The sequence below is a fragment of the Alteromonas gracilis genome, from assembly GCF_036870955.2.
Classification (GTDB): domain Bacteria; phylum Pseudomonadota; class Gammaproteobacteria; order Enterobacterales; family Alteromonadaceae; genus Alteromonas; species Alteromonas gracilis_A.
In genome coordinates, this window is sequence record NZ_CP145482.2 from 2,201,149 (window position 1) to 2,212,865 (window position 11,717).

The 11,717-nt window shown below is 43.6% G+C and carries 9 protein-coding genes and 2 pseudogenes; 4 read left to right on the plus strand and 7 right to left on the minus strand.

Annotation, left to right across the window (positions count from 1 at the left end; translation table 11 throughout):
- Positions 1-74: 74 nt before the first annotated feature.
- Genes V6N89_RS10770 through V6N89_RS10780 form a run of 3 tightly spaced genes read left to right on the plus strand, consistent with a single transcriptional unit; the run spans position 75 to position 3,065 of the window.
- Positions 75-278 carry a deoxyribodipyrimidine photo-lyase gene (locus tag V6N89_RS10770; RefSeq protein WP_338517554.1) on the plus strand — a complete coding sequence of 68 codons (204 nt, stop codon included), beginning with the start codon at positions 75-77 and terminating at the stop codon, positions 276-278.
- Positions 250-1,440: a DASH family cryptochrome gene (locus V6N89_RS10775; protein ID WP_338517555.1), complete on the plus strand. Its 1,191-nt coding sequence runs from the start codon at positions 250-252 to the stop codon at positions 1,438-1,440. The genes V6N89_RS10770 and V6N89_RS10775 overlap by 29 nt, the downstream gene beginning before the upstream one ends.
- Positions 1,425-3,065 (plus strand): cryptochrome/deoxyribodipyrimidine photo-lyase family protein, encoded by a 1,641-nt coding sequence (locus V6N89_RS10780; RefSeq protein WP_338517556.1) that lies wholly within the window; start codon positions 1,425-1,427, stop codon positions 3,063-3,065. The genes V6N89_RS10775 and V6N89_RS10780 overlap by 16 nt, the downstream gene beginning before the upstream one ends.
- Here the strand turns inward: V6N89_RS10780 and V6N89_RS10785 are convergent.
- A pseudogene (locus V6N89_RS10785) lies at positions 3,062-3,351 on the minus strand (hypothetical protein). The gene V6N89_RS10780 and the pseudogene V6N89_RS10785 sit on opposite strands and share 4 nt — an antisense overlap.
- 133 nt (positions 3,352-3,484) lie before the next feature.
- On the opposite strand from V6N89_RS10785, the gene fabA reads away from it, so the two are divergent.
- Complete coding sequence (gene fabA, locus V6N89_RS10790) at positions 3,485-4,003, plus strand: 3-hydroxyacyl-[acyl-carrier-protein] dehydratase FabA (protein ID WP_338517557.1); 519 nt, start codon at positions 3,485-3,487, stop codon at positions 4,001-4,003.
- Between the two features lie 86 nt (positions 4,004-4,089).
- On the opposite strand, the gene rmf is transcribed toward fabA, so the two are convergent.
- From rmf to pyrD, 6 genes and pseudogenes are all read right to left on the minus strand, one after another.
- Positions 4,090-4,266, minus strand: a complete 177-nt coding sequence (gene rmf / locus V6N89_RS10795) for a ribosome modulation factor (protein WP_159624501.1) — start codon at positions 4,264-4,266, stop codon at positions 4,090-4,092.
- 289 nt (positions 4,267-4,555) lie between these two features.
- Positions 4,556-6,319 (minus strand): DUF3466 family protein, encoded by a 1,764-nt coding sequence (locus V6N89_RS10800; RefSeq protein ID WP_338517558.1) that lies wholly within the window; start codon positions 6,317-6,319, stop codon positions 4,556-4,558.
- A gap of 12 nt (positions 6,320-6,331) precedes the next feature.
- Positions 6,332-8,272, minus strand: coding sequence for an ATP-binding cassette ATPase Uup (uup, locus tag V6N89_RS10805; RefSeq protein WP_338517559.1), 1,941 nt, complete (start codon positions 8,270-8,272; stop codon positions 6,332-6,334).
- The gene (locus V6N89_RS10810; RefSeq protein WP_338517560.1) at positions 8,269-8,502 is read right to left on the minus strand and encodes a glutaredoxin family protein; all 234 of its coding nucleotides are present in this window, start codon (positions 8,500-8,502) and stop codon (positions 8,269-8,271) included. Before V6N89_RS10810 ends, uup begins: the two co-directional genes overlap by 4 nt.
- A pseudogene (gene rlmKL, locus V6N89_RS10815) lies at positions 8,499-10,596 on the minus strand (bifunctional 23S rRNA (guanine(2069)-N(7))-methyltransferase RlmK/23S rRNA (guanine(2445)-N(2))-methyltransferase RlmL). The gene V6N89_RS10810 and the pseudogene rlmKL overlap by 4 nt, the downstream one beginning before the upstream one ends.
- Positions 10,597-10,657: 61 nt before the next feature.
- On the minus strand, positions 10,658-11,665 hold the full coding sequence (pyrD, locus tag V6N89_RS10820) for a quinone-dependent dihydroorotate dehydrogenase (RefSeq protein ID WP_346993757.1): 1,008 nt from the start codon (positions 11,663-11,665) through the stop codon (positions 10,658-10,660).
- Positions 11,666-11,717: the final 52 nt, after the last annotated feature.

Here is an 11,717-nt window from a genome sequence, read left to right on the forward strand (position 1 = left end):
ACGTAATTTACTGTTTACGGAAATATGCGCGTTGTGGATCCGTAAGACATTCAAAAAAAGCATTGTGATTAAGTATGAAAAATCAACAAATTAAACCAAATGATCAACTATCAAATAGTCGCGGGCTGTTTTGGTTTCGCCACGATTTAAGGCTCCATGATAACGTTGCGCTCAACACGCTATGCGACGAAGTCGACGAGGTCACATTTGTGTACGTCATAGATAGTCGGCTTTATTCAAAATCAGCGTTTGGCTTTTCTCGAGCTAAGTGCACATAAACAGCGGTTTTTAGCCCAAAACTTAGTGGATTTATCAAAACGCTTAGCAGAGTTCGGGCACGGTTTAGTTGTGCTCAGCGGTGATCCAAGTCAGTGTCTTCACAGCGTGATAAATTCGGGAAATTACTCACATGTAGGTTATAGCGAACACAATGGTTTTTACGAGCGTCAGGACGCAGAAGCGTTAGAGCGTGATTTCCCTTCACTTACGTTTGTTAAAGAAAATACGTTTAGCTTGTTTGATGAGCAGTCGCTACCGTTTTCTATCGAAAACATGCCCGATGTGTTCAGCCCTTTCAGAAGAAAGGTTGAAAAATATTGTTCGCCACTCGAAGTCTGTGACGCTCCTGTGTCTCTCCCCTCAGTATTTATGCCTGAAGGTTATGCAAGTGCCACGGTTGCCGATCTAGGGTTAGATACCGATGTATTAAATGAGTCTGGTGACACTTTATTGTCTACCGTGGTGCTACCTAATTTGGGTGCTGAACATTTTGTGGGTGGTGAATCTGCAGCGTTAACACATTTGTCCCATTACCTTTTTGAATGGCGCGCTGCGTCGACGTATAAAGAAACACGAAATGCCCTAGATTCATGGCAAGATAGCACCAAATTTTCTCCATGGCTTGCACATGGTGCGCTGTCAGTAAGAGAAGTTGTAAGACAAGTTACTCACTATGAGCAAACAGTGGAGAAGAATGAATCAACATACTGGATTTATTTTGAGCTTTTGTGGAGGGAATTTTTCTATTGGCTACAAAAGAAATACGACGCACGATATTTTAGTTTTTCTGGGATACAGGGAAAAACACCCAACACATCGCACAATGAAGAAGTCTTTGAAAGCTGGTGTAATGGGCAAACGGGCTACCCTATCGTCGATGCATGCATGAACCAGTTGGCTCAGACGGGCTATATGTCAAACCGAGGCCGACAATTAGTCGCTAGCTGTTTTGTTCACGAACTACGCCAAGATTGGCGCTATGGCGCAGCGTGGTTTGAACATCAGTTAATCGATTTTGATGTAGGAAGCAACTGGGGTAACTGGCTGTACTTAGCAGGTGTTGGAAGCGACCCAAGAGGTCATCGCCAGTTCAATCTACAAAAGCAAACTGGGATTTACGACAGAGATGGGCGTTTTTGCAGTAAATGGCGAACGCGTTGAACAATACAGACAACATAACCGTAGTTTGGCTCAAAAGAGATTTACGCCTTCGAGACCATCAACCACTGTTTGACGCGGCTAAACGCGGTGAACTCATTATGTTGCTGTATTGTTGGGAACCGTCGGTGCTTGCAGACCCACACATGGATGAGCGTCATTGGCGATTTGTCAGCCAAAGTCTGGCTGATATCGACGCTCAACTCCCCGATGGTATTTCTGTACTTCAGCTTTACATGGAGGTTGAAGACGCGTTTACGCTCATATCTACATTTCACAAAATTGACCGTGTTAGGTGTTACCAAGAAATAGGCTTGCTGGTTACGTATAACCGTGATTTGCGTATTACTAACTATCTGAAAAAAAATAAAATAACGCTATTAGAATGCCAATACGGCGGTGTGGTAAGAGGGTTACCCAATCGGCAGTACTGGCAGCGGAATTGGGAACAGCAATTTAGTGAAAACACCAATGATTTTGAGATAGATGACGCAAAATGGTTCGACTGGAAACAGCATAGAGGCACACAGGAGAGTTATCACAAGATCTTAGATAAGGGCTTTGACAAGACCTTAAGTGACAGCTCGCATAAAAGCTTAGCGAACTACTATACGAACTACGCCACGATAAACCCAACTGCAACGGATTCGCCTTTAATGCAGCCTGGCGGTGAGAGGCGAGCTTGGCAAGTACTTAAGCACTTCTTTGAGTCGCGCGGGATTAATTACCATAAACATATCTCTCAGCCCCATGCTGCAAGAGAAGGCTGTACGCGTTTAAGCCCCTACCTTGCTTGGGGAAATGTATCAATCAGACAAGTGTATCACGCGGTATTAAACAATAAGATGCAAAAGCGAAATTCACTAAAAGGTCAGGAAAAAGCGCAATGGTCCCGTGCCCTTTCTGCATTAACGTCTCGATTACACTGGCATTGCCATTTTATTCAAAAATTCGAAAGTGAACATGAAATTGAATGGCAGGCAATGAATAGCGCTTATGAGATGTTTCCATTTATAGACGGGCCTGAGGCAGAACGAAGATTTCATTATTGGAAATTAGGCAAAACGGGTTACCCGTTGGTAGACGCTTGCATGCGTGCATTGGCAAATACGGGCTATTTGAATTTCAGGATGCGCGCTATGGTGACTAGTTTTCTTTGTCATCATCTAAACGTGCATTGGCTTAAAGCGGCGCATTATTTAGCTACTCAATTCTTAGATTTCGAGCCAGGTATTCACTATCCGCAAATTCAAATGCAGGCAAGTGTGACGGGGATTCATACGGTTCGACTGTACAATCCGCATACTCAGTCTAAAAAACTCGACCCTGAAGGTATCTTCATTAAAAAGTGGGTACCAGAACTTGCGCACTTGCCTGATGACGCCGTTCATGCACCGCATCTAATCCCGCCTCTTGAAGCGCAGATGCTCGACTTTGATATGAAGCGAGATTATGTCGAGCCTATTATAGATATCGCGTTACATAGCAAAGCTACGGCAAAGCGATTATGGGATTACAGAGAGCGTGATGATGTGCTAAAACAAGCGAGGCGCATTGTAAAAAGGCATACATTGGCTAACAGTCCAAGCCGTGCGTGGCTTAAAAATAAATCACGCAACGCCAATTAGCGGTTATTTTTACGCAGCCATTCGTTTAACAGCTTAATTTGCCCGCATTTGTATGCGGCGTACATCAATCGCATGGCATTGGACATGGCTTCGCTGTCTGTCCAATCAGTTTTTTCGCGGATTTCGTCATAACATGCTTTCGCTTCGGGGGTTACATAGCCTCTTACAAGCTTTTTGCTTAAGCATCTTTCTGGCGTTCGCGAAACCGACGCTGTTTGTCTGCATTCGCCTTGGCTTTTTCCTCTGGACTCTTCTCTTTGCGCTTTGCTGTTGTTTTTTCTGTCATAGTAATCACACATTTTTGCGTTACGGTTAGTCTAACATGCGTTTTTATTCAGAAAAATGACTGTTCAGAGTTGTTTGGCGTACAAGTGTTCGCTAAATTAGCAGCGTAATTACTTTACAACAACGAGTTAGGAATGTCAGAGAAGAAAAATAGCTTTAATAGAGAAGACTTACTTGCATGTAGTCGAGGTGAAATGTTTGGTCCTGGTAACAGTCAGCTACCTGCGCCAAACATGCTTATGATGGACCGCGTGGTATCAATTACCGAAGACGGCGGTGAACACGGTAAAGGTGAAATTATTGCCGAGCTAGATATCAACCCTGACCTGTGGTTTTTCGATTGTCACTTTCCAGGTGATCCCGTGATGCCTGGTTGTTTAGGCTTAGATGCAATGTGGCAATTGGTTGGTTTTTTCTTAGGTTGGAGCGGCGGCCCGGGTAAAGGTCGTGCGTTAGGTGTTGGCGAAGTGAAATTTACAGGCCAAATCTTACCTACAGCAAAGAAGGTTACGTATAAAATTACTATGAAGCGCGTAATCAAGCGCAAACTTTTCATGGGAATGGCTGACGGTGTTGTCGAGGTTGATGGCAGAGAAATCTACGTTGCGAAAGATTTAAAAGTGGGTCTATTTCAAGATACCTCTAACTTCTAGTTAATCTCTTTCTATATTTAAAATAGAAAAAAGCCCCTTTTCAGGGGCTCTTCCTTTTGCTTAATCAGTTCATAAAAGAGAAAGTGTTACTTAACACTCAAACCTAAGTGTCTATCTTCTACCGCTTCGCGCCACCCACCTAACCACTGTGAACGTGCATCGTTTTGCTGAAATGGACAATTTTCCTTCGAACGACCGCTGATACCAGCCTGATAGCCTTTTGCATGTGCGCGAGTCAGTTTATCTCTTTTTTGTCTTTTCATTGATTAGCCTCTTTTGTTGTTGACTGTACAACAAACTATTTTCACGAGCGCTCTACATCATCTTAGGTCGATAGTGCCGGAAAACGTTTTGCGTACATTACTGTGATAGTGCAATTGACCAATTGGTTCAAGGAAAATAAAAAATTAAAGGGCTTGACAAACTTTAAATTAATGAAGTTTAGATGAAATATTTGTTACATTTTTTGTTCATATATATTTCAATTTTTACTTCTTTTGAGTATAAAAAAAGCCGCAACACAGTGCGGCTTTTCAAGTTATGAATGATTCGTTAGCGCTTCATGCGTCTACGAACAAATACTGCTCCAAGTAACGCTAGTAGACCGAACCAAGTAGACGACGCACCCTGACGCTCGTAAGGTTGCTCATCTTCAGATAATTCACACTGTTCAACTTCGCCATTTGCCAATGGAGATAGCTTTACCGCAATAATATTATCAACAAGTTCAGTTTCACCATCGCTATTAATGATCTCAACCCCTGTCGCATATTTTGTTGTACGCTTCACCCTTGCATTGGCAATAATCTCGTTATCGTCGTTGATATCAACCGCTTCTAGTACTTCATATTCACTATCACAAGGCAACAAGTCGTTTAGATTGGTAAATTCTTGTGTGTCTATGTTGAACATAAAGCCAGCTGTCTGCCTTATTGTGTCAGCTGTGGCTTCAGAGTCAGCTTTTCCTACGATAATATTGTTGTTATTGATAGCATTTGGTGTAACGCCGCCACTAACGAACAAGCCTTCAGGGTAAAACTGTTCTTGGGTATCAAGGTTGAATGCAAACAACCTTGAACGTGCTATATCACTTCGAGAACGAAGAACAGCACCTGCTACCCAGTTATTGTCATTGATAGCAATAGCTTGGCTTAGAATGTTCTCGTCGCGTGGCAGTAACTCAATGGTTTCGCCATCACGATAAACAGTAGCAACACGCTCATTTTCAAGTTGTCCAGTGCTGTTAGGGCGCGTGATGGTTATGCGGTCGCCCGTAAGTGCCTCACCTACCGCTATACCTTGGTTATTAATACTGTACGCAAAGCTGTAGTAATGGTTGGTATCGTCTTCTTCTGGCTCAAACAAAAGCGGGAAAGTTTCTGTACTAATGACATCGCCTGTCACATCAAGTTGCCAGATAGTCGCATTGACTTCAGACGCAAGTAGATAGCTAGAAAAAGGGCGGCTATTTGTGCTGACGTTCACAAAGTATGAATCAATGCGAGGAACATTTAACTCACCTCTGTAAATATTGTAACGGCAGCGTCCTTCTGAAATATCTGTGCGTACTTCTGGGTCCGCACAATTTTCAACCGCGTCGTCGACAATATCTAAAAAGCTCACCGAACTGAAGCCTGCTACTTGTAGATTATTGTTGATGCTTCGCGCCGAACCATAACCCCCTAAGGTTTCATCTGCAGGAGCGAGACGTTTTGTTTCACTACCCACTTGAACAAACGCTTGTTGATTAGAGTTTGCATAAGTGTAGTTAATGGTGTCGCCATCTTCGTTTTCATAAGGGTCTAGCACCACAAGGCCGTCTGAATCCCCAACGATATAATCACCACCCACGCTGTCTCTACCCGTTGTTTCAACAGAGAACGTGTAATCGTCAAATTTGTCAGTGATCATATCTAGACCAGGAACCAATGAGAAATCCTGTGTATCTGATAAATATGTGCGTTGTAGCGCTAATTTCTGACCTTGTGTCGCATCGGTTGTGCCAGATAGAAAATTAACAACAATGGTATAGTCGGCATCAGTAAAAATGCCTTGTAATACGTCGTCTTCATTCTCGAGTGACTCGCCGAATTGCGAAAAGAACGTTGTGTCGTTTTCTAACTGATCAACATCAACAGGTGGGCTAAACTCTCTTTGAACTACTGATAACATCTGGCCCGAGTTATCTATTGAACGGGCAAAATTGTTCAAAGAGATATCCTTTAAAGGAAGAGGCGTCACTGAATAAGTCGCGGCCATTGCCGAAACACTTCCTGTTGCCAACAGAACGGCGGCGGCAAGCTGAGTTCGTTTCATTTAAAATCCTATTTACTGCTGATTATCTTCCAGCATACTTTCTAGTTCATCCCAGCGCGCATATTTCTGGGAAAGTAATTCTTCTTTTTCGGCCAACGCTGATAAGGCTTTGGCAGTAATGTCATTGTCTTGTTTGAAGAAGTCAGGGTCGTTAACCTGCTCTTGCATTGCCTCAAGTTCTTCTTCTAGTGTTTCGAGTTCCTTTGGCAGTGATTCAAGCTCTCGCTGATCTTTATATGATAGCTTTTTCGTCTTACGGGGAGAAGACTTAGCACTAGGACTGTTTGAAGCAGAATTAGTTTCATTCTTTACCTTGGCTTTTTCTTCTTTCTCGACCTGCTGTCGTCTGTCCTGCTGCTCTTTATACCAGTTTTCAACGTCAGTGAAACCCCCGATAAACTCTCTTAGCTGACCGTTACCCTCAAAAACAAGGCTGCTATTGGCAACATTATCCACAAACTCTCTATCGTGGCTAACCAATAACACTGTGCCCGTGTACTCATTTAACAGAGTCTCAAGCATTTCAAGGGTTTCAACATCAAGATCGTTAGTAGGTTCATCGAGTACCAGTACATTGCTAGGTTTAAGCATCAGCTTAGCAAGCATCAGTCTGTTTTTTTCACCGCCAGACAGTGATTTAACTGGTGCATTGACGCGCTCGGGTGTGAACAAATAGTCTTGAAGGTAACTTATAACGTGTCGTGGGTGACCATTTACCATAAGGTCGCGCTTACCATCGCCCACCGCATCTATTACCGACTTTTCTAAATCTAGGCCATGGCGATGTTGGTCAAAATAAGCCACTTCTAAGTTAGTGCCTTGTTTACAGTTCCCGGCATCGGGTTGAAGCTCGCCAAGGAGTAGCTTAATCAGCGTACTTTTACCGCTTCCATTTGGGCCGATAAGCGCAAGTTTATCCCCGCGCAGTACGTTTAAATTAAGCGACGAAACAATCATTTTGTCTTCAATGCTGTAACTCAGATTTTTTACTTCAAAGACCATCTTTCCTGAGCGTGCAGCTTGGTGTTGATTTACCACCGCACTACCCTGTACAGCACGTCTTGCCTTGCGCTCTTCACGTAGCTTTTTAAGCGCCCTTACTCGGCCTTCGTTACGTGTTCGCCTTGCCTTAATGCCTTGACGTATCCACACTTCTTCCTGAGCGAGCTTTTTATCAAACTCTGCGTTTTGAGCTGCTTCTACATCTAAATCGTGTTGTTTTTTCTCTAAGTAAGCTTCGTAATTACCCGGGTAACTTGTGATACCACCGCGGTCTAAATCAACAATTCGCGTAGCCATCGCTCGAATAAAAGCGCGATCATGGCTAACAAATACAATTGCGCCATTATAATTGCTAAGGCTTGATTCCAGCCAACGTATCATCTCAATATCAAGGTGGTTAGTTGGCTCGTCTAGGAGTAATAAATCGGGCGAACGCACCAAGGCTCTGGCCAAAGCAGCCTTGCGTCTCCAGCCTCCTGACAACGTGGATAGTGAAATATCAGGATCAAGTTTTAGCATGGTAAGCGTTTGTTCTATTTGTTGCTCAAATTGCCATGCATCTCGCGCTTCTAATGTTTCTTGCAAGCGTTGTAACTTGTTGAGGTTTGCTTCGCTGGGGTCTTCACCTACTAATTTCGTTTGGTGAAAATACGCCTTCAGTGTTTCGCCCACATCTGAAAGGCCTTCGGCCACATAGTCAAATAGCGTTACGTCGGTAGTTTGTGGAGGGTCCTGTTCTAAGCGCGCAACAACCGTATTATTTTCAATAATGCGTTGTCCGTCATCGGCAATAACATCACCTGCTATGACCTTCATCAACGTAGACTTGCCGCTGCCATTTCGTCCAACTAAGCAAACGCGCTCTTTGGGCTGAACGACTAATTCCACCCCATCCAGTAAGGGGGGATTACCGTAGATAACAGTGATGTTTTTTAACTGCAAAATACTCACTGAAGAAACTCCTCTAAATCAGCTGTAGTAAACGGCCAGCCAATTTCTTTTTTGTTATCATCGCGTTTTAGCACAGGAATACGCGCACCATATAGGTGATAGAGCTCAGTGCTTTGACGAATATTTACCATCTCCACGTTTAGCTGTGGGTATTGAGCAGTGTTTTTCAATTCTATATCAGCAAGGTCACACAAGCTGCATTGTGGCCCAGTATAAAAAAACAATTTCATGAAGTTAGCACCCAACACTGATGAATGTTTCCTTTACGCGCAAAATCCTCTGGAATGGTTTGTTTCGTGATATTGTCTGGCGCTAATCCAAGTTCTCTTACACCTGCATCATCAAGCTTGAAGCCACGCTTGTTGTTTGAAAATATTATTGTCCCACGTTCTTTAAGACATTGCTTAGCATCACTCAACATCTTTACATGGTCGCGCTGAACATCCCACGTACCTTCCATGCGTTTTGAGTTTGAGAACGAAGGCGGGTCAATAAAGATCAAATCATACTTACCCTTATGCGACGCGAGCCATGTGGTACAGTCAGCCTGAATAAAGGCGTGTGGGCTAGGTAAGTTTGTTTAGTGCGACATTTTTCTTCGCCCACTCAAGGTAGGTATTAGACATATCGACAGTCGTAACTGACTTCGCGCCACCTTTAGCCGCAAAAACAGATACGCTTCCCGTGTATGAAAACAGATTCAACACATCTTTATCTTTCGATAATTGCATTACTTTCTGACGGGTGTTGCGGTGGTCCAAAAATAGACCCGTATCGAGATAATCTGTAAGGTTCACTAAAAATCTAGCGCCATTTTCAAATACCTCCATCATCTCGCCACTCTGATTGATTTTTTCGTACTGCTTTGCCCCTTTTTGCTGGCTACGTACTTTTAACGCAATCTGTTTAGGAGAGACGCCCGTTACCGCAGGCAAGTGTAACAGTACTTCTTGTAGGCGTTTTCGCGCTTTCTCTTCCGACACTGTTTTTGGCGGCGCATACTCTTGAACGACTAGCCAATCTCCGTAGCGGTCTACCGCTACATTGTAATCAGGTAAATCGGCATCATAGATTCGATAACAATTTGTGTTGGCATTTTTGATCCACCCCTTCATTTTCTTGAGGTTTTTCTTTATCCGGTTAGCAAATTCGTGATTGTTTGCATCTTCACCGAACTGAATGGTGTTTTCATCATTCAATTCGTAATTGGCAAGCCGACATTCTAGTTTGCCGTTGTTCATGGCGTAGTCTTTTGTCGCACGAAGCTTCAAAACTCGCAGAAGGTCACGATTACTGCTAAGTAAAGAGACATGCCATCCTTTCCACGCTTCTTTAAATCGCTTGCCCCAGTCGCTAAACAATGGAATAAGCGATGTGAGCTCGCCCAAACGTTCACCATAGGGAGGATTTGAAACGACATAGCCTGGTGTAGATACTGGCGGAGACGATTTAGTTGCGTCTTGTTGACTAAAACTTATATCGTTAAATACGCCCGCAAAATCAGCGTTCGCCTTAGCGATAGCTACCATTTTTCGGCTAAAATCACCCGCATAAATACCACCGCAAGACGGTTTTTGCACCGCAATAGCGTCGTCAAGTAACTGTTCCCACGTACCTGCTTCATGACCCAACCATTTTGAAAAGCCCCAATAGTTGCGCTTGATACCAGGTGCGATATTACGAGCGATATACGCAGCTTCAATAGCAATGGTGCCAGAACCACACATTAGGTCCACTAAAGGCATTTGCTGGTTTTCAGTCCAACCACTGCGCATTAGCATTGCGCTTGCAATATGCTCTTTTAGGGGCGCATCATAGGTTTGTTGTCGATAGGCACGCTGGTGCAGGCTTGCGCCAGCTAGATCAATACCGATAATAACGTTGTCTCTATGTAATCTTGCATACACAGAAATATCTGGTGTTTTTCGCTCGACAGACGGTCTTGCTAACCCTTGTTCTACAAACGAATCAACTATTGCATCTTTTACCCTAACGGCGCCAAATTGAGTATTTTTTATGGCGAAGTTTGTACCTATGAACTGGACCGAAAGAGTATGACGCGAGTCCATCTGCATCTGCCAATCAATTCCCATTGCGGTATTGTAAAGGGCATCAGCATCGCCTGCCTTGCCATTGGCCAGCACCCAAATGACGCGATTTGCTAAACGGGACCACAAACAAAGTTTGTAGGCGTCTTCTTTACTACCTTCAAACTGAATTGTTCCGGGCCCTTGTTTCAGCTGTGCATTAGGACACAGTGTTAGAACTTCTTGTTTAAGTAATTCGTCAAGGCCGCGACTGGTCGTCACCAGGATTGTATTCATTCATGTACCTGTTTTGGATGGGCCCACAAGAGTGAACCCATAATAATATGGTTTGGAGTTATTATAACGCGTTTGCAATACGTTTAACGAGAGAAGGACCCTGGTAAATAAAAGCAGAGTATACTTGTACCAGAGATGCACCAGCATCGAGACGTGCTTTGGCAGCCTCAGGTGAGTCAATACCGCCAACGCCAATAATGGGGATTGCACGGTCTAGCGCCATTGAAAGCTTGCGAGTAACATCTAAGCTCATTTGCGTCATCACTGAACCACTGAGCCCACCCATTTCATCACAATGCGGCAACCCTTGTACCGCTTCACGCGACAAGGTTGTGTTTGTTGCTATAACACCATCCATTTTCGAATTGATCAGTGACTGAGCAATACTTTCAATTTCTATATCACTTAGATCAGGCGCGATTTTAATGAAAAGAGGAACATATTTACCGTGGGTTTGTGTCAACGTCTCTTGCGCGGCCTTCAAGCCCGTCAGCAGTTTGTCGAGCGCCTCACCGTACTGGAGGTTTCGAAGACCCGGTGTATTTGGCGAAGAAATGTTTATTGTGACATAGCTGGCATAAGGATAAACCTTATTTAAACATATGAGGTAATCTTCAAGTGCCCTACTTTCTTCGGTGTCTTTGTTTTTACCGATATTTATGCCAATAGGGCCCTTAAACTGGGCTTGCTTAACTTGTTCAACAAGGTGGTCTACCCCCTTATTGTTGAAACCCATACGATTAATAATGGCTTGTTTTTCAGGCAATCTAAACAAGCGTGGCTTCGGGTTTCCAGGCTGTGGTCTTGGCGTAACGGTACCAATTTCAACAAAACCGAATCCCATGCTTGCAAATGCATCTATGCAATCCCCATTCTTATCAAGACCCGCAGCAAGTCCAATTGGATTGTCAAACGTCATCCCAGCAATAGTTACCGGCTTTTTGATTGTGGGTGTGCTGTACATCCATTTCAGCGGTGTATGTTGGGTCTTATTTAACCAATTAATGGTGAAATCGTGACTTTTTTCAGGCTCGCACTGAAGTAAGAACTTTTGCACTAAGGATTGCATAACGGTAATAAACGCTCGTAAATATAAAAAAGCCCTGATGAACAGGGCTTAA

What these genes read in the sequence shown, in the direction of transcription:
- pyrD (WP_346993757.1), bottom strand. Translation starts at nt 11,665, where the DNA reads ATGCAATCCTTAGTGCAAAAGTTCTTACTTCAGTGCGAGCCTGAAAAA.
- V6N89_RS10770 (WP_338517554.1), top strand. Translation starts at nt 75, where the DNA reads ATGAAAAATCAACAAATTAAACCAAATGATCAACTATCAAATAGTCGC.
- V6N89_RS10810 (WP_338517560.1), bottom strand. Translation starts at nt 8,502, where the DNA reads ATGAAATTGTTTTTTTATACTGGGCCACAATGCAGCTTGTGTGACCTT.
- V6N89_RS10780 (WP_338517556.1), top strand. Translation starts at nt 1,425, where the DNA reads ATGGCGAACGCGTTGAACAATACAGACAACATAACCGTAGTTTGGCTC.
- V6N89_RS10800 (WP_338517558.1), bottom strand. Translation starts at nt 6,319, where the DNA reads ATGAAACGAACTCAGCTTGCCGCCGCCGTTCTGTTGGCAACAGGAAGT.
- fabA (WP_338517557.1), top strand. Translation starts at nt 3,485, where the DNA reads ATGTCAGAGAAGAAAAATAGCTTTAATAGAGAAGACTTACTTGCATGT.
- rmf (WP_159624501.1), bottom strand. Translation starts at nt 4,266, where the DNA reads ATGAAAAGACAAAAAAGAGATAAACTGACTCGCGCACATGCAAAAGGC.